The sequence below is a fragment of the bacterium Scap17 genome (assembly GCA_013376735.1).
Taxonomy (GTDB): domain Bacteria; phylum Pseudomonadota; class Gammaproteobacteria; order Pseudomonadales; family Halomonadaceae; genus Cobetia.
The window spans coordinates 742,195-758,892 of sequence record VINJ01000001.1 but is presented as its reverse complement, the minus strand read 5'-3'; the positions used below and the strand labels follow the sequence as shown (position 1 = coordinate 758,892).

The window sequence follows — 16,698 nt, the reverse complement described above, 5'->3', positions numbered from 1 at the left end:
TGTCTTGGCAGAGCATGCCATTCGCGTGCGTCATCTCATCCTCAGATATGACGCGCGAAGTGCTCCAGGTCACGCACGAAGGCGTTCTTGTAGGCCTCGAAGTCCTTCGGGCGCGCCTTGAAGGAGCGCTTGATGCGCTCGCGATCCAGGCGCAGCGGCGCGTCGAGGGCTGCCAGATTGCCGACACGCGCCGCCGGATTCATGCCGACCAGCTCGCGCGGCTGATCGCCTTCGGCCTCAGCCTCCAGCCAGTCGTTGATGCCGGCGCGACGCAGCACACTGACCAGTGAACTGTCGGTGATGCGTACCTGCAGGCGACCGTGATCGGCCAGCTGGGAGACCAGCGCGATGCCGTGGTCGTGACCGCGATGCACCGTCGGCGTCGCCCACAGCGCCAGATTCAGGCCACGTGCGTTCTCGTCGAGTACCAGCAGCGCGGCAGAGTGGATGCGCTCGGCATCGTCGACCAGCGCGAACAGGCGCGCCATCTCATTCTCGAACCACACCCCACGCACGCCGGCGTAACTCACCAGCGCATCCAGACCCCCTTCGCGGCCATGGACTTCGGCGCACAGCATCGCCAGACAGGCATCACGTCGGGCACCGGCACTCACTTCAACCACTTTCATCGCGTTCTCCGCCACAGGCATTTTCAGCGCGCAAGACTAGCACACTCGCTCGCCGGCCGCTTATTTCGACCTTGAGTTACCCCCGGCGCCTCGCTTGCCAGCCCGAGCCGAGCTGGCGGCGCCACACGGCGGCTGCTCAGTCACAAGTTCAGCCTCGCTCGAATGAACATCTTCCTGTCACAAAGTTGTAAAGCGGGCGCTATAGAGTCGTCTACGCTTTTCGGACGATCATCAAAAGAACAAGAAAATGTTCACTTGATCGTCGCCATCGATCGTCAGCGGCCAGCGTCCTTCTTCTTTGTGCGGAAGCTGGCCAGGGGAACCTCTCAGGAGTTTGACCATGCGCCGCCCGACTCATCATGCAAGCACCCGCACGACTGCCACCGCGACTCGTCGCCTCGCCAGCCTCGCGCTGGCCATCGGTTTCGCCTCCGCCTCCGCCAGCGCCCTCGCCGCCACCGAGGTGGAATGGTGGCACGCCATGGGGGGCGGGCTCGGCAAGAAGGTCGACGAGATCGCGGCCGACTTCAATGCAAGCCAGGACGACTACGTCGTCAAGCCGGTCTTCAAGGGCAACTACTCCGAGACCATGACCTCCGCCATCGCCGCCTTCCGCGCCGGCAAGGGCCCGGACATCGTGCAGATCTTCGAGGTCGGCACCGCCACCATGATGAGCGCCAAGGGCGCGATCGTCCCGGTGTATCAGCTGATGGCAGACTTCGCGCCGCAGGAAGGCACCGCCTTCGACCCTAACGCCTACCTGTCTGCCGTCACCGGCTATTACACCGATACCGACGGCAAGATGCTGTCGATGCCGTTCAACTCCTCGACGCCGGTGACCTACTACAACAAGGACGTGCTGGCCGAGGCGGGCGTCGAGTCCCTCCCGCAGACCTGGCAGGAAATGGGCGCTGCGCTCAAGAAGGTCGTCGATTCCGGCGCCGCCAGCTGTGGTCTGACCACCACCTGGCCGTCCTGGGTGATGCTCGAGAACTTCTCGGCGCGCAACGACGTGCCCTTCGCCAGCCAGGCCAATGGCTTCGCCGGCACTGATACCCGCCTTGAATTCAACACGACCGCCGTGGTCGATCACATCCAGCGTCTCGATGACTGGCAGGCCGACAAGCGCTTCGTGTTCGGCGGTCGCTTCGATGATGCGGCGCCCAAGTTCTACTCCGGCGAGTGCGCGATGATGATGGGCTCTTCCGCCAGCTATGCCGGCGTCAAGGAAAGCGCCAAGGGCTTCGAGTTCGGCGTCGCACCACTGCCCTATGACAGCGACGTGATCGAAACGCCACAGAACTCCATCATCGGCGGCGCGTCGCTGTGGGTACTGTCCGGTCACAGCGATGAGGAGTACCAGGGTGTCGCCAAGTTCTTCCAGTACCTCTCAAAGCCTGAAGTGCAGGCCGACTGGCACCAGTTCACCGGCTATCTGCCGATCACCACTGCCGCGGCAGAGCTGACGCGCGAACAGGGCTTCTACGCCGAGAACCCGGGTACCGACGTCGCCATCACCCAGATGACCTCCGCGACGCCGACCGAGAACTCCAAGGGGCTGCGCCTGGGCAACATGGTGCAGATTCGTGACGTGATCAATGAAGAGCTGGAGAAGATCTTCTCCGGCAAGGAAAGCGTGCAGGACGGCCTGGACAACGCCGTCAAGCGTGGTGATTCGCTGCTCGAGAAGTTCGAACGCGCCAACGGCTGATCATCGCCACACCGGGGGCGGGCCCATGCCGGGCTCGCCCTCCCGCCATTCTCTATCGCCAGAGAGCGGAAAGCGCATCCGACATCCGGTGTCCTTTCCCTTCTCTCACGGCGTGATGGTGCAGGAACGGCCGAGACTTGCCGACTCCGTGCTACCGACGGCACCACCCAGCCCCTCCTTGCTTGCGAGACCCCTGCTGCATGGCCCATTTCAATCGACACCCCATCACGCCCTGGATACTGCTGGCCCCCCAGCTGCTGATCGTTGGCGTGTTCTTCTTCTGGCCGGCCTACCAGGCCATCGAACAGGCCTTCTATGTCGAGGATGCCTTCGGTCTCTCGCGGGAATTCACCGGCCTGAGCAACTTCGTCAGCGTGCTGAGCGAGCCTGAATACCTCACGACACTATGGACGACCACCTATTTCTCCTTTGCGGTGGCCTTCGGTGCCATGGCACTGGCGCTGGGACTGGCCGTGCTGGCGGACCGCGTACTGCGCGGCGCACATGCCTACAAGACCCTGCTGATCTGGCCCTACGCCGTGGCACCCGCCGTTGCCGGGGTGTTGTGGCTGTTCCTGTTCGACCCGACGCTGGGCATCCTGCCGGAGCTGCTGTCCGCCATCGGCATCGACTGGAACCACAAGCTCAATGGCGATCAGGCCATGTTGCTGGTGGTGCTGGCCTCGATCTGGAAGCAGATGAGCTACAACTTCGTGTTCTTCCTCGCCGGTCTCCAGGCGATTCCCAAGAGTCTGCTGGAAGCGGCCGCGATGGATCGCGCCGGCCCCTGGCGGCGCTTCTGGACCATCACCTTCCCGCTGCTCTCGCCGACCAGCTTCTTCCTGCTGGTGATGAACGTGGTCTACGCCTTCTTCGAGACCTTCGGCACCATCGATGCCACCACCCAGGGCGGCCCGGCCGGCTCGACGCGCACCCTGGTCTACAAGGTCTATGAAGATGGTTTCGTCGGGCAGGACCTGGGTTCGAGTGCTGCCCAATCCGTGCTGTTGATGGTCATCGTCGGCGTGCTGACGCTGATCCAGTTCAGATATGTCGAGAAGAAGGTGCAGTACTGATGCGCTACAACCGTCCCGGGCTTGATATCGCAAGCCATGCCCTGCTGATCGTCGGCTGCGCAGTGTTCTTCCTGCCGGTCTGGATCGCCTTCAGCGCCAGCACCCACGAGATGGGTGACCTCTATTCCAATGTCGCCCCCGTCTGGATCGGCGAGGCTGGCCTGGACAACTACCGTCATCTGCTGGCAGACCCGGTCAGCAGTCTTGGCGCCGACGTGATGACTCTGCTGTTCAACTCGATGCTGATGGCACTGGGCATCGCCATCGGCAAGATCATCATCTCGGTGCTGGCCGCCTACGCGATCGTGTTCTTCGAGTTCCGCTTCCGCAAGCTGTGCTTCTGGCTGATCTTCATCACCCTGATGCTGCCGGTGGAGGTGCGCATCCTGCCGACTTTCAAGGTAGTGGCCGACCTCAACATGCTGGACAGCTACGCCGGCCTGATCCTGCCGCTGATCGCCAGCGCCACCGCGACCTTCCTGCTGCGTCAGTTCTACCTGACCATTCCGGCGGAACTGGTCGAGGCCGCGCGCATCGATGGCGCCGGGCCGTGGCGCTTTCTCAAGGACATCCTGCTGCCGCTGTCGAAGACCAACATCGCGGCGCTGTTCGTGATCATGTTCATCTACGGCTGGAATCAGTATCTGTGGCCGCTGTTGATCACGACCGATGCCGATTACCTGACCATCGTCGTCAGCCTCAAGCGCATGCTGACCACCGGTGATGGTCTGGTGCCGTGGCAGGACGTCACCGCCACCACGCTGCTGGCCATGGGCCCACCGGTGCTGGTGATCCTGTTCATGCAGCGCTACTTCATCAAGGGCCTGGTGGACAGCGAGAAGTGATCTCGCGCTCCGACCTGCGACACCTCGCCCGCCCCTGATTCCGTTACGCCGTGATGGGCAGACTTGCCCGTCACGCCACCGCTCTGGATACACGACTCATGGCAACACTGGCGCTCAAGCAGCTCAAGAAGCAGTACCCCAATGGTTACAAGGCCCTGCATGGCATCGATCTGGCGTTCGGCGAAGGCGAATTGATCGTCATCGTCGGCCCGTCCGGCTGTGGCAAGTCGACCCTGCTGCGCACCCTGGCAGGCCTGGAAGACATCTCCGAGGGCGATCTGGAGATCAACGGCCAACGCGTCAATGACCTGGAACCCACCGAGCGCGATATCGCGATGGTGTTCCAGAACTACGCTCTCTACCCGCACATGAGCGTGTTCGACAACATGGCCTACGGCCTCAGGAATCGGCGCACGCCCAAGGACGAGATCCAGCAGCGCGTCAGCGAGGCCGCCGAACTGCTGGGCCTGACCGCACTGCTCGACCGCCGCCCCAAGCAGCTCTCCGGCGGCCAGCGTCAACGTGTCGCCATGGGGCGCGCCATCGTGCGCAAGCCGCAGGTCTTCCTGTTCGATGAGCCACTCTCGAATCTGGACGCCAAGCTGCGCGTGCAGATGCGTCTCGAGATCCGCCGCCTGCAGAAGCGCCTCAAGGTCACTTCCATCTACGTGACCCATGATCAGACCGAAGCCATGACCCTGGCGGACCGCCTGGTGGTGATGAACGGCGGCCATGTCGAGCAGTTCGGCACGCCGATGGCGCTCTATGATCAGCCCGCCAGTCAGTTCGTCGCCGGCTTCATCGGTTCCCCGGCGATGAACTTCCTGAGCGCCACCCAGGTACAGACAGGCCTCGTACTGCCGTGTGGCGCAACCATCGCCCTGCGGGGCGAAGGCCTGACCATGGGGGATGAGCTGACCCTCGGCGTTCGCCCCGAGCACCTGCAGATGCTGGAGACAGGCGATGCCCTGCCCGCAGGGGCCGCGGAGCTTGAGGCGCACATCGAGCTGGTCGAACCGCTGGGCGCCGACACCCTCGCGTACTGCCGACTGCATGGCCAGAGCGAGCCGCTGGTAGTGAGACTGGATGGCGAGCACGCCGTCACGGAAGAACAGACGCTGCGCCTGGCCATCCTTCCGGCGCGCGCCCACCTGTTCGGCGCCGATGGCAAGCGGCTGGCAACCCGCGAGCAGGCGACAGCGGCCATCGAATGACCGCTGTCGTCGTGAAGCGCTGTCATCAAGCAGGCGCGGCCATCCCGTCGCGGGCCAACTGACCCCCTTGCCCTGATAACGTCATCATTGGATGGTAATGCTTGGGACCTGCCCTGATCAGTCTCGCGCCTGTGCCTCAGTGTCCCGTCTCGACTGATCGATGCCGCAGCTGCGTAGCGGGCAGACATGCCATTCTTTCTGTGAGGATTCACCATGGCTTCATCGTCACATTCAGCTGACTCATCACGCTCAACCGACAACGCTCTGTCCCTGCCCCTGGCGATCGCGCATCGCGGTCTGTCGGCCTATGCGCCGGAAAACACCCTGGCCGCCATTCAGGCGGCGCATGAGGCCGGCTTTCAATGGGTGGAGCTGGACGTGCAGTTGCTGGGCGACGGCACACCGGTCATCTGGCACGATGCCGGCGTGAATCGCTGCTCGGATGGGCGTGGCAAGCTCAAGAATCTCGATTGGGGCAGCGTGCAGACCTTCGATGTCGGCAGCTGGTTCAATGCGTGCTTTGCCGGTGAGCGGATGGCCTCGCTCAAGCAGGCGCTGGAGCTGATCGCGCGCCTGGACATGCGTCTGAATCTGGAGCTCAAACTCAGTCCCGGCCACGATGCCCAGGCGCTGGTCGATGCCGCCATTCCGATGGCCAGCGCCCATCTCCCCCCCTCGCACCTGATCATCTCGTCGTTTGACCCCCAGGCGCTGCGCCTGACGCGTCAACGCGACCCACAGGTGCATATCGGCCTGCTCTTCGATGACATCCCCGATGACTGGCAGAGCCTGGCCGATGAGCTGAACGCAAGCTCCGTGCATGCCGACTGGCGCGCCCTGACTCGCGCCGCGGCCAGTGCCGTCACCAGCCGAGGCCACAAGCTGCTCTGCTACACGCCCAATGATGCGGCGGCCTTCGCACCGCGCTGGGCCTGGGGTGTGGATGCCGTCATCAGCGATGACCCGGCCATCTTCAGCGAGGAGGATCGCGAGCCCACTCTGCCGAACGACACCCCTACGCAAGGGCTATCCCGGACATGAGCCCGGGCATCGAGCGCGACAGTCGCAGCGTCGAACACGCGAGCAATGACGCACTGACGAGGCGCCAGCAACAGATTCTCGAGCGACTGGCCCGCGAGGGCCAGCTGGCGGTCGACCCGCTGGCCCATACCTTCGACGTCACGCCCCAGACCATCCGGCGTGACCTGGCCGTGCTGTGTGAGCGCGGGCTGGCGCGTCGACGCCACGGCGGCATCGAGCGCCCACCGGGCGGTTACAACCTGGGTCATACCCAGCGCATCATGCTGGCACGAACCGCCAAGCAGGCCATGGCCGCCAGCGTGGTCGCCGAGATTCCCGATGGCGCCACCCTGGCGCTGGGCATCGGCACCAGCGTGGTAGCGGTCGCCGAAGCCTTGCTTGCCCGGCGCGGCCTGCGCGTGATCACCAACAATCTGCAGGTGGCCCAAGCGCTCTCGACCCATCCGGATGTCGCTGTCCAGTTGGCGGAAGGACAATTGCGCCCACAGGATCTCGATGTGGTCGGCAGTGCCACCGTGGCCTTCTTCGCGCGTCATCAGGTCGATATCGCGGTCCTCGGCTGTGGTGGTCTCGATACCGGTGGGCTGCTCGATTTCGACCCGGAGGAAGCCGCGGTCAGTCGTACACTGATCGGCCACGCCCAGCGCAGGATCCTGGTCGCCGACGCCAGCAAATGGGGGCGCGCCGCCATGTGCCGCATCGCCCCGCTCGAGGAGATCGACCTGCTGGTCACCGATGAGCTGCCCCATCAGCCCGATTATCGCAGCGCGCTGGAGGCTGCCAGCCAGCAGAGCCTGTCGGTGCGCTTCACCGCCTGAACCGAGGCGCGTCGCGCAAGCCGTCACGCATCGACGATACTGAAGGGACACACGACGGATGACAGCCGCGCTCCCGCTTACCTTCTGAGGATTTCTGGAATCACCATGCAAGCCTTCGCTCACTGTCCTGCCAGCACCCTGTCGGGTATCCGCTATCTGTTGACCGATATCGATGACACCCTCACCCATGAGGGGCGTCTCGCGGCATCGACGCTGGCGGCACTGGAACGCCTGGATGCCGCCGGCATCAAGGTCATTCCCGTCACGGGCGGCTGTGCGGGCTGGTGTGATCACATCGCGCGCGCCTGGCCGATCGCCAGCGTGATCGGTGAGAACGGTGCCTTTGCCTTTCGCCGCCAGGGGCAGCGCATCCTCACCACCTGGTGGGAAGACGAGCAGCGCCTGCGCGCTCGTCAACGCCATGTCATGACCGTCGCTCGCCAGCTGCTGCTCAATCACCCGCGCGCAGCACTGGCCCAGGACCAGCCCTTCCGATTTGCCGATGTCGCGGTGGACCACTGTCAGGCGGTAGGCCCGCTGGCCCAGAGCGAGATTCGTGCCATCATCGCCGGCTTCACGGCCGCTGGCATTCAGGCGCGCGCCAGCTCAATCCACATCAATGCGTGGCAGGGCGAGTTCGACAAGGCGCGCATGGCGGTGCGAGTCCTCACCGAGACCTTCGGCCTGGACCGCATGCAGCTGGAGCAGGAGGTGATGTACGTCGGCGATGCGCCCAATGATGCGCCGATGTTCGCGACCTTCCGTCACACCGTAGGCGTGGCCAATATCATCCAGCACCGCGCGGCACTGGGCTGGGAGCCCAGCTGGGTGACACGCCACAGTCATGGCGCCGGGGTCGAAGAAATTGCCGAGGCTCTGCTCTCGGCACGCAAGGGGGGCGAGAGCGTCAAGACAGACGCCTGACCCTGTGACTGATGGCGGGTATAGACCTCCAGCAGGATGACGGCCACAGGCTTTGATACAGAAGTCAGCAGACAGGCATGAAAAACCCCGCATGGCATCACTATGCGGGGTTTTGTTATCCATAAGATAACAAATAACACAAACCACCGGCTATCAATCCGCGAAGAACAATCCCCGCAGACCTTCACCCGGATCATCAAAGCGCATGAAGGCTTCTCCCACCAGGAAGCCATGGACACCACCGTCGCGCATCTTCGCCACATCGTCACGGGTATGGATGCCGGATTCGGTGACCACACGCACGCCCTGCGGCATGTCGGTCAGCAGGTCCAGCGTCGTCTCCAGCGACGTCTCGAAGGTACGCAGGTCACGGTTGTTGATGCCGACCAGCTCCATGCCCAGCGCCAGTGCACGCTTGAGCTCTTCGCCGTCGTGCACCTCGACCAGCACATCCATGCTCAGCTCGCGCGCCTGACGATACAGAGCGCTCAGGCGTGCGTCGTCCAGCGCCGCGACGATCAACAGGATGCAGTCGGCGCCGATGGCACGCGCTTCCAGCACCTGATACGGGTGGATGATGAAGTCCTTGCGAATCACCGGAATCGAGACGGCGTCGCGCGCCTCGATCATGAAGTCCTCATGTCCCTGGAAGAAGTCGGCATCGGTGAGCACCGACAGGCAGGCGGCGCCGGCCTGCTCATAGGCTACGGCGATCTCGGCGGGCACGAAGTCTTCACGGATCACGCCCTTGGAGGGTGACGCCTTCTTCACCTCGGCGATGATGGCCGGCTCGCCACGGTCGATGCGCGACGTCAGCGCCGCGATGAAGCCGCGCGGCGCGCTCTGTTTCTCGATCAGAGCCTGCAGGTCCGCCTCGCTCACCGCGGCGCTGCGCTCGGCGATCTCTTCTTCCTTGCGCGCCAGAATCCTGGCCAGGATGGTCGGCAATGCCTTGTCAGTCGTCTGCTCGGTGCTCATCAGCGGGTCGCTCCTTCATCATTGACCTGGGCGTAGACACGGGTGAAATCTGCCAACTCCTTCATCTTCTCGAACGGCAGCTTGCTGGCCTGCACGTCCTCGGCAATGCTGACCCCCTCCTTGAGACTGTCCGCGATGCCCGCCACGTAAAGAGCCGCGCCGGCATTGAGCGCCACGATGTCGCTGGCCGGGCCCTCATCTCCGCGCAGCGCCTGCTGCACCAGCTTGAGGCTGGCATCCGAGGTCTCCACCGCCAGACTTTCCAGCGACTGGCGCGCGAGACCGAAGTCTTCCGGCGCGATACGGTATTCGCGGATCTCACCATCCTTGAGTTCATTGACCAGCGTCGATGCCGCCAGCGAGATCTCGTCCAGGCCGTCATCGCTGTGCACCACCAGCACATGCTCGGCCCCGAGGCGCTTGAGCACCTCGGCCATCAGCGGTACCAGCGCCGGATCATAGACCCCCAGCACCTGACGGGTGGCGCCGGCCGGATTGGTCAACGGGCCGAGAATGTTGAACATGGTACGCACACCCATCTCGCGGCGCGGGCCGATCACGTGCTTCATGGCGGCGTGATGATTGGGTGCGAACATGAAGCCGACCCCGATATCATCGATGCAGCGTGCGACCTGCTCGACGTCCAGCGCCAGATGGATGCCGGCCGATTCAAGCAGGTCGGCACTGCCGGACGATGACGAGACACTGCGATTGCCATGCTTGGCCACATGACCACCGGCGGCCGCCACCACGAAACTTGCCGCCGTGGAAACATTGAACAGGTTGGCGCCATCACCGCCGGTGCCGACGATATCCACCGCATCAGTGGCACGCACCGTGACGCGCGTCATCAGCTCACGCATCACCTGGGCAGCGGCGGCCAGCTCATCGACGGTCTCGCCCTTCATCGACAGCGCCATCAGCAAGGCCCCGATCTGCGCCTGGGTCGCCTCGCCGGTCATGATGGCCGTCATGACCGCATGAGTGTCGTCGTAGCTCAGGTGCTGGCGGCGCATCACGGCGCCAATCGCCTCACGCATCTGCATGTTGTGTCTCCGCAGGCGCCAGCCTCGGCGGCTGACGCATGAAAAAATAGGATGTAGCTCTTGCGATCAACGCCCGCTCAAGCAGCTTTCGCAGCCTCGCCACGGCGCAGGAAATTAGCCAGAAGCTCATGACCCTGCAATGTCAGGATCGACTCGGGGTGGAACTGGACGCCTTCGACATCCAGCTCGCGATGGCGCAGGCCCATGATCAACTGAGGCGTGACATCCTCGTCATCCGTCCAGCTGGTGACGATCAGACACTCGGGCAGGCTCTCGCGATCGACCACCAGCGAGTGATAGCGCGTGACTTCCAGCGGCTCGGCCAGCGCGGCGAAGACACCGCTGTTGTCGTGACGCACGGAGGAGGTCTTGCCGTGCATCACCTGAGGGGCACGTACCACCTTGCCGCCATAGACCTGACCGATGGCCTGGTGACCGAGACACACGCCCAGAATCGGCAGCTTGCCGGCGAAGTGATGAATGGTTTCCAGCGTGATGCCGGCCTCGTTGGGCGTACACGGCCCCGGACCCAGCACCAGATGTGAAGCGCCGAGCGCCTCGATCTGCTCGAGGGTGATGGCATCATTGCGCACGGTCAGCACTTCCGCGCCCAGCTCACTCAGATACTGGACGATGTTGTAGGTGAAGCTGTCAAAGTTGTCGATCATCAGCACGCGTGGCGTGCTGGCATCCTGGGAAGTGAATGTCTGCATGGTCAGTGTCCATTCTCGGGAGCGGGTCCTGCGCCGTGACTCAGTGGCCTGCCCGCTCTTCTGTGGTGTCGTTCCCGCCGTCCAGCAACAAAAATGCCGCCCTGGTCGGCGGCATTCTTCTGGTCGTACGTCCTCGAACTTCAGACATGCGAAAGCCGCCCCCTTGTCAGGAGCGCCACCACTGCTGGATGAGGTCGTGCGGGTTACGTAGCGTCATGGGTCAATAGTGCGTTGAGCTGTCAGGAGTGTCAATCACATGCGCCGTTGCAGGGAACGACCCGCCCACACTGGCGAGTCACTCCCGAAATGCACGGCGCGTCGATCAGTCCAGATTGTCCAGACCGCGCTCCGCCATCGCCACGGCACGGAAGAGAGCACGCCCCTTGTTGAGCGTCTCATCCCACTCGGACTGCGGAACGGAATCCGCGACCACACCGGCACCGGCCTGAACGTGCAGCACCTGATCCTTGAGCACCGCGGTGCGGATCGCGATGGCGGTATCCATGTTGCCATGCCAGGAGAGATAGCCTACCGCGCCGGAATAGATGCCACGCTTGACCGGCTCCACCTCGTCGATGATTTCCATGGCGCGAATCTTCGGCGCACCGGACAGGGTACCGGCCGGGAAGGTGGCCCGCAGCACATCCATCGGCCCCAGGCCTTCCTTCAGCTTGCCGGTGACGTTGGAGACGATGTGCATGACGTGGGAATAGCGCTCCACCACCATCTGGTCCGTCACCTTGACGCTGCCGGTCTGACTGATGCGGCCGGCATCATTGCGGCCCAGGTCGATCAACATGAGGTGCTCGGCGACTTCCTTGGGGTCTGACAGCAGGTCCTTCTCCAGCGCCAAGTCTTCCTCTTCGGTGGCGCCGCGCACGCGAGTCCCGGCGATCGGACGCACAGCGACCTCGCCATCCTCGAGACGCGAGAGAATCTCCGGCGACGAGCCGATGACGTGGTGGTCATCCAGGTTGAAGAAGAACATGTAGGGCGAGGGATTCAGACTGCGCAGTGCACGGTAGAGATCCAGCGGCGCGGCGCGATAGGGAATCGACATGCGCTGGGACGGCACGCACTGCATGACATCACCGGCCAGCACGTATTCCTTGATCTTATCCACTGCGCCCTTGAAGCCTTCCTCGGTGAAGCCGGAGGTGAAGTCGGTCTCCTTGACCGGCTCGCCGCCGGTGCCGGGACTGACGGTATTCAGCGTCGCGCTGCGCAGCTGGATCTCGAGACGTTCGAGACGCTCGCAAGCGGCCTCGTAGGCGTTCGGCATTGCCGGGTCGGCGTGGGTCAACAGCGTCAGACGCCCGGACAGGTTGTCGAAGATCACCAGCTCATCGGCGACCATCAGCAGGATGTCCGGCACGCCCAGCGGGTCCGGCTTCTCGACACCCCGCAGGCGCGGTTCGATATAGCGCACGGTGTCATAGCCGAAGTAGCCGACCAGACCGCCATTGAAGCGCGGCGCACCGTCGATGACCGGCACACGGAAACGGGTCTGGAACTGCTCGATCCAGTCGAGGGGGTCCTCGACCTCGGTCATGCCGGTCTGCTCGCCATTGGTCAGATGCGAGATCACCTGGCCACGCACCTCGATGCGCTCACGACACGGCAGGCCGATGATGGAATAACGCCCCCATTTCTCGCCACCCTGCACGGACTCCAGCAGGAAGGTCCACGGCATGTCGGCCAGCTTGAGATAGGTAGACAGTGGCGTGTCGAGATCCGCCAGCACGTCACGGGTGACGGGAATGCGGTTGTAACCGGCTTCGGCCAGTTCAGCGAAGTGTTGTGGGGTCATCATGACCTGCAGTTCCTTCCACGGAGGGTGCGTTGCCGGCACGAGGCCGGCTTGTCTGGGGCTCAGTCTATCATTGCGTGTCGCTGGCGGCAGCGCTGTCTGCCAGACTCAGTCAGCCACGACAAGCTCGGCAAGCGAGTCGACGAGGTAATCCGGATGGCTGCGCGAGATCGGCTCGCCATGGTTGTAGCCGTAAGGTACCGCCAGGGTGCGGAAGCCGGCGGCGCGGCCTGCCGCGATATCGTGGCGCGAGTCTCCGACCATCAAGGCCTGACGCGGCGGCACTCCCAGCCGCTCGGCGGCGAACAGCAGGGGCGCAGGGTCCGGCTTGCGCGTCGGCAGACTGTCGCCGCCCAGCGCCAGCGCGAAGTGCTCGCTCAGCGCGAAGTGCGAAAGCAACGGTTCGATGAAGGCCTCCGGCTTGTTGGTGATCAGCACCAGCGGGATCCCGGCCTGGCGCAGACCCTCCAGGCATTCCCGCACCCCGGGATAGAGTCGCGTACGCGAGCTGGGGTCGGCGGCGTAATGTGCCAGGAAGCTCTGATGCGCCTGCTCGACCCGCGCCAGGTCATCGGTCGCCAGGCCATGTGCTGCCAGGGCGCGCTCCACCAGCACCCGCGATCCATTGCCGACAAAGTCGCGTACCCGCGCCTCCCCCAGCGCCGTCAGCCCCTCTTGCTCAAGCATGCAGTCGATCGCATGGGCGAGGTCCGGCACCGAGTCGATGAGGGTGCCATCCAGATCGAAGGCCACCATCTCGATGCCCCGCAACGCCGGATGTGCCAGTCCGTGATCGAGGCCCTGTGCCTGCTCGGGCCGGGCCCCGAGAGCCCCCCCGCCATGCGCGGTATCGCAAGGTGTGGAAGCTGAATGAGGCGCCATCTGGACAGGCGCCTCTTCAAAAGTCTGCATCACCGTCTTTTCGCTCACCTGGCCTCCTGAGACCACCCGCTGAATCCGGCTGTCACGGGATGAGAATCGTCCGTCATTCATCCACGCAACGCATGGTTTCATCTGTTTTGTTGGAAAAATCCGTAAAAAAATTACATTCCTTCACCTTGCCACTATTAGCACGCCAGTGGCCACGTTACCATAGCGCCATTCCGTCGACCGTCCCTCCGGGTGTGGCGCCAGTGACAACGAAAAAATGCGCGACCCGACGCTCCGGCGACAGCCAGTTTCTGCTTGTCCTTTTCGACCTTGTCACTCTCAGGAGCACTCAATGGCCATTCCCCGCATCGTAGTCGTTGGCGGAGGCGCCGGCGGTCTGGAACTCGTCACCAAACTGGGCCACAAGCTGGGCCGCAAGAAGAAAGCCGAGATCATTCTGATCGACCGCAATTCCACGCACATCTGGAAACCGCTGCTGCACGAAGTGGCCACCGGCGTGCTGGATTCCGGTCTCGATGAAGTCTCCTACCAGGGCCATTCCAAGGCCCACGGCTACAAGTTCCAGCGCGGCACCCTGGAAAGCCTGGAGCGTGAAGAGAAGCAGCTGACCCTGGCCGCCATCCACGATGCCAAGGGCAACGTGCTGCTGCCTGCCCGCCAGCTCAGCTATGACTATCTGGTACTGTCACTGGGCAGCGTGTCCAATGATTTCGGCACCGAAGGCGTCGCCGAGCATTGCCACTTCCTGGACAGCCCGCAGCAGGCCGAGAAATTCCGCCGCGACATGCTCGACACCTTCCTGCGCTTCAGCGCCAACGGCAAGGAATGTGAGCGCCAGCAGCTCAACGTCGCCATCATCGGCGCCGGCGCCACCGGGGTCGAACTCTCCGCCGAGCTGTTTGATGCCTCCAAGATGCTGCACAGCTACGGCTTCTCCTCGCTGGAAGACCGCCAGGTCAAGGTCCACCTGATCGAGGCCGCACCGCGCATCCTGCCCGCCCTGCCGGAACGCATCGGCAAGCCGGTTGCCAAGGAGCTGACCAGGCTGGGCGTCGATATCCACGTCGATACCCGGGTGACCTGCGCCGACTCACGCGGTATCACCACGGCCGATGGCACCCTGATCGAAGCCGACCTGAGCGTCTGGGCCGCCGGTATCCGGGCGCCCGCCTTCCTGTCCGAGCTGGGCCTGTCCACCGAGCGCAACAACCAGGTCAAGGTGCACCAGACCATGCAGAGCATCGATGATGAGTTCATCTTTGCGCTCGGTGACTGCGCCAGCTGCCCGCAGCCGGATGACAAGCGCGTCCCGCCGCGTGCCCAGGCCGCTCACCAGCAGGCCAGCCTGATGGTCAAGAATCTGCGCGCCGCGATGGCCAACAAGCCGCTCAAGGACTTCGTGTTCAAGGACCACGGCTCGCTGATCTCGCTGGCGCACTTCGACGCCGTCGGCTCGCTGATGCGCGGTGCCTCGGCGCGTTCACTGTTCATCGAAGGTCGCCTGGCCAAGTTCTTCTACGCCTCGCTGTATCGCATGCACCAGATGGCGATCCACGGCGTGGTCAAGACCGGCATGACAGTGGTGGTCGATGGCCTGAACCGTTACCTGCGTCCGAAGATGAAACTGCACTGAGACTGGGACAGCCTGCCCGGCAGGGTCGCCAGTCAACAAAACGCCCCCAGCGGAGACCGCTGGGGGCGTTTTCGTTTCAAGCATTCAATCAGCAGACCGTCAGTCGAGCAGGCTGTCCAGTGTCATCTCACCGGCGATCAGCCGGCGCTTGGCCGCCACACTCAGCTGCTTGACGCGATATTCGAGCTTGAGCGCCCGCGAGCGGTCGCCGACCACCTGTTGATAACACAGCATCAAAGGCCCCTTGCCGCGCAGCGCTCGTGCACCGCGCTTGCCGCCCTCATGCTCGCTCACACGGCGCGCCACATCGGTACTGATACCGGTGTAGAGGCGCCCCTGGGCCGTCTCGAGAACGTACAGCGACCACTCGCTGAGCGTCCCGGCGTGAGCCGAGCTGTCGGCTGCTTCGCAAGCCCGCGTGCTGTCATCCGCCACGCGATCAGCTGCGCACGCTGGCAAGCTCGGCACGCAGCTTCGCCAAGACGCTGTCGTAGCGGTTGGCATCGCTGTCACTGCGCGCATTGAAGATGGCGGAACCGGCCACGAAGGTGTCGGCACCGGCACGCGCGATCTCGGCGATGTTGTCGACCTTGACGCCACCATCGATCTCGAGACGGATGTTGTAGCCGGAGGCATCGATGCGACGACGCGCTTCACGCAGCTTGTCGAGGGTGCCGGGGATGAACGACTGGCCGCCGAAGCCCGGGTTGACGCTCATCAACAGGATCATGTCGACCTTGTCCATCACGTAGTCGAGGTAGGACAGCGGCGTGGCCGGATTGAATACCAGACCGGACTTGCAGCCCGCATCACGGATCAGCTGAAGCGAGCGGTCGACGTGGTCGGAGGCTTCCGGATGGAAGGTGATGTAGCTGGCACCGGCCTCGGCGAAGTCACCGATCATGCGGTCGACCGGCGTGACCATCAGATGGGCGTCGATCTCGGCGGTGATGCCGTAGTCACGCAGCGCCTTGCACACCATCGGCCCGATGGTCAGGTTGGGCACGTAATGATTGTCCATCACGTCGAAGTGGACGATATCGGCCCCGGAGGCCAGCACATCCTCGACCTCCTGCCCCAGGCGGGCGAAGTCGGCAGACAGGATCGACGGGGCAATCTTGAAGTCATTCGGCAGTAGTTCAGACATGTCATCAGGCGCCAGCGAGAAGTGGAAGGGGCATTTTACGCCACACTCTCACAAAAGACAGGCGCTGTGTGACACCGTTCGGGGTAGCCCCCTGTCGCTCGCACTCGCCATGACAAGACCAGGCCTGCCATCAGGTGGTTGAAATTGCTGCATTAGCAACTGATAGTAAAAGAGTTCGTCAGGGCAACACTTGCCGACACGACTCACGACAGCACATGACAC

16 protein-coding genes are annotated in these 16,698 nt (G+C 63.6%); 8 read left to right on the top strand and 8 right to left on the bottom strand.

The features are described 5' to 3' along the window. Positions 1–41 precede the first annotated feature (41 nt). The gene (locus tag FLM52_03250) at positions 42–629 is read right to left on the bottom strand and encodes a hypothetical protein (protein ID NVN54817.1); all 588 of its coding nucleotides are present in this window, start codon (positions 627–629) and stop codon (positions 42–44) included. A gap of 340 nt (positions 630–969) precedes the next feature. Between FLM52_03250 and ugpB the strand changes: the two genes are divergently transcribed. From ugpB to FLM52_03215, 7 genes are all read left to right on the top strand, one after another. Beyond that, on the top strand, positions 970–2,340 hold the full coding sequence (ugpB, locus tag FLM52_03245; protein ID NVN54816.1) for a sn-glycerol-3-phosphate ABC transporter substrate-binding protein UgpB: 1,371 nt from the start codon (positions 970–972) through the stop codon (positions 2,338–2,340). A 200-nt stretch (positions 2,341–2,540) separates the two neighbouring features. Next, on the top strand, positions 2,541–3,416 hold the full coding sequence (ugpA, locus tag FLM52_03240; GenBank protein NVN54815.1) for a sn-glycerol-3-phosphate ABC transporter permease UgpA: 876 nt from the start codon (positions 2,541–2,543) through the stop codon (positions 3,414–3,416). After that, a complete protein-coding gene (gene ugpE, locus FLM52_03235; GenBank protein NVN54814.1) occupies positions 3,416–4,261 on the top strand; it encodes a sn-glycerol-3-phosphate ABC transporter permease UgpE in 846 nt (281 codons plus the stop codon). The genes ugpA and ugpE overlap by 1 nt, the downstream gene beginning before the upstream one ends. Positions 4,262–4,359: 98 nt before the next feature. Then, on the top strand, positions 4,360–5,475 hold the full coding sequence (gene ugpC / locus FLM52_03230) for a sn-glycerol-3-phosphate ABC transporter ATP-binding protein UgpC (protein ID NVN54813.1): 1,116 nt from the start codon (positions 4,360–4,362) through the stop codon (positions 5,473–5,475). 213 nt (positions 5,476–5,688) lie between these two features. Beyond that, positions 5,689–6,516, top strand: a complete 828-nt coding sequence (locus FLM52_03225) for a glycerophosphoryl diester phosphodiesterase (protein NVN54812.1) — start codon at positions 5,689–5,691, stop codon at positions 6,514–6,516. Continuing rightward, positions 6,513–7,334 carry a DeoR/GlpR transcriptional regulator gene (locus FLM52_03220; GenBank protein NVN54811.1) on the top strand — a complete coding sequence of 274 codons (822 nt, stop codon included), beginning with the start codon at positions 6,513–6,515 and terminating at the stop codon, positions 7,332–7,334. The genes FLM52_03225 and FLM52_03220 overlap by 4 nt, the downstream gene beginning before the upstream one ends. A gap of 105 nt (positions 7,335–7,439) precedes the next feature. Next, complete coding sequence (locus FLM52_03215) at positions 7,440–8,258, top strand: HAD-IIB family hydrolase (GenBank protein ID NVN54810.1); 819 nt, start codon at positions 7,440–7,442, stop codon at positions 8,256–8,258. Between the two features lie 153 nt (positions 8,259–8,411). Here FLM52_03215 and trpC read toward each other — a convergent pair whose 3' ends face one another. The 5 genes from trpC to FLM52_03190 all read right to left on the bottom strand — a co-directional run bounded on the left by trpC (position 8,412) and on the right by FLM52_03190 (position 13,687). Continuing rightward, positions 8,412–9,236, bottom strand: coding sequence for an indole-3-glycerol phosphate synthase TrpC (gene trpC, locus FLM52_03210; protein ID NVN54809.1), 825 nt, complete (start codon positions 9,234–9,236; stop codon positions 8,412–8,414). Further along, positions 9,236–10,282 carry an anthranilate phosphoribosyltransferase gene (trpD, locus tag FLM52_03205; protein ID NVN54808.1) on the bottom strand — a complete coding sequence of 349 codons (1,047 nt, stop codon included), beginning with the start codon at positions 10,280–10,282 and terminating at the stop codon, positions 9,236–9,238. Before trpD ends, trpC begins: the two co-directional genes overlap by 1 nt. A gap of 77 nt (positions 10,283–10,359) precedes the next feature. After that, positions 10,360–10,950, bottom strand: coding sequence for an aminodeoxychorismate/anthranilate synthase component II (locus tag FLM52_03200; protein ID NVN54807.1), 591 nt, complete (start codon positions 10,948–10,950; stop codon positions 10,360–10,362). 367 nt (positions 10,951–11,317) lie between these two features. Continuing rightward, a complete protein-coding gene (locus FLM52_03195) occupies positions 11,318–12,805 on the bottom strand; it encodes an anthranilate synthase component I (GenBank protein NVN54806.1) in 1,488 nt (495 codons plus the stop codon). 108 nt (positions 12,806–12,913) lie between these two features. Beyond that, positions 12,914–13,687, bottom strand: coding sequence for a phosphoglycolate phosphatase (locus FLM52_03190; GenBank protein ID NVN54805.1), 774 nt, complete (start codon positions 13,685–13,687; stop codon positions 12,914–12,916). A 340-nt stretch (positions 13,688–14,027) separates the two neighbouring features. Here FLM52_03190 and FLM52_03185 point away from each other — a divergent pair, with 340 nt between their 5' ends. Beyond that, positions 14,028–15,329, top strand: coding sequence for an NAD(P)/FAD-dependent oxidoreductase (locus tag FLM52_03185; protein NVN54804.1), 1,302 nt, complete (start codon positions 14,028–14,030; stop codon positions 15,327–15,329). A 99-nt stretch (positions 15,330–15,428) separates the two neighbouring features. Here FLM52_03185 and FLM52_03180 read toward each other — a convergent pair whose 3' ends face one another. Beyond that, entirely contained in the window at positions 15,429–15,833 is a 405-nt protein-coding gene (locus tag FLM52_03180) for a GIY-YIG nuclease family protein (protein ID NVN54803.1), read from the bottom strand. Next, positions 15,769–16,476 (bottom strand): ribulose-phosphate 3-epimerase, encoded by a 708-nt coding sequence (locus tag FLM52_03175; GenBank protein ID NVN54802.1) that lies wholly within the window; start codon positions 16,474–16,476, stop codon positions 15,769–15,771. Before FLM52_03175 ends, FLM52_03180 begins: the two co-directional genes overlap by 65 nt. Between the last annotated feature and the right edge of the window lie 222 nt (positions 16,477–16,698).

Coding starts and splice junctions, on each gene's coding strand:
- FLM52_03250 (NVN54817.1), bottom strand. CDS start 629: ATGAAAGTGGTTGAAGTGAGTGCCGGTGCCCGACGTGATGCCTGTCTG.
- ugpB (NVN54816.1), top strand. CDS start 970: ATGCGCCGCCCGACTCATCATGCAAGCACCCGCACGACTGCCACCGCG.
- ugpA (NVN54815.1), top strand. CDS start 2,541: ATGGCCCATTTCAATCGACACCCCATCACGCCCTGGATACTGCTGGCC.
- ugpE (NVN54814.1), top strand. CDS start 3,416: ATGCGCTACAACCGTCCCGGGCTTGATATCGCAAGCCATGCCCTGCTG.
- ugpC (NVN54813.1), top strand. CDS start 4,360: ATGGCAACACTGGCGCTCAAGCAGCTCAAGAAGCAGTACCCCAATGGT.
- FLM52_03225 (NVN54812.1), top strand. CDS start 5,689: ATGGCTTCATCGTCACATTCAGCTGACTCATCACGCTCAACCGACAAC.
- FLM52_03220 (NVN54811.1), top strand. CDS start 6,513: ATGAGCCCGGGCATCGAGCGCGACAGTCGCAGCGTCGAACACGCGAGC.
- FLM52_03215 (NVN54810.1), top strand. CDS start 7,440: ATGCAAGCCTTCGCTCACTGTCCTGCCAGCACCCTGTCGGGTATCCGC.
- trpC (NVN54809.1), bottom strand. CDS start 9,236: ATGAGCACCGAGCAGACGACTGACAAGGCATTGCCGACCATCCTGGCC.
- trpD (NVN54808.1), bottom strand. CDS start 10,282: ATGCAGATGCGTGAGGCGATTGGCGCCGTGATGCGCCGCCAGCACCTG.
- FLM52_03200 (NVN54807.1), bottom strand. CDS start 10,950: ATGATCGACAACTTTGACAGCTTCACCTACAACATCGTCCAGTATCTG.
- FLM52_03195 (NVN54806.1), bottom strand. CDS start 12,805: ATGACCCCACAACACTTCGCTGAACTGGCCGAAGCCGGTTACAACCGC.
- FLM52_03190 (NVN54805.1), bottom strand. CDS start 13,687: ATGGCGCCTCATTCAGCTTCCACACCTTGCGATACCGCGCATGGCGGG.
- FLM52_03185 (NVN54804.1), top strand. CDS start 14,028: ATGGCCATTCCCCGCATCGTAGTCGTTGGCGGAGGCGCCGGCGGTCTG.
- FLM52_03180 (NVN54803.1), bottom strand. CDS start 15,833: ATGCCAACCGCTACGACAGCGTCTTGGCGAAGCTGCGTGCCGAGCTTG.
- FLM52_03175 (NVN54802.1), bottom strand. CDS start 16,476: ATGTCTGAACTACTGCCGAATGACTTCAAGATTGCCCCGTCGATCCTG.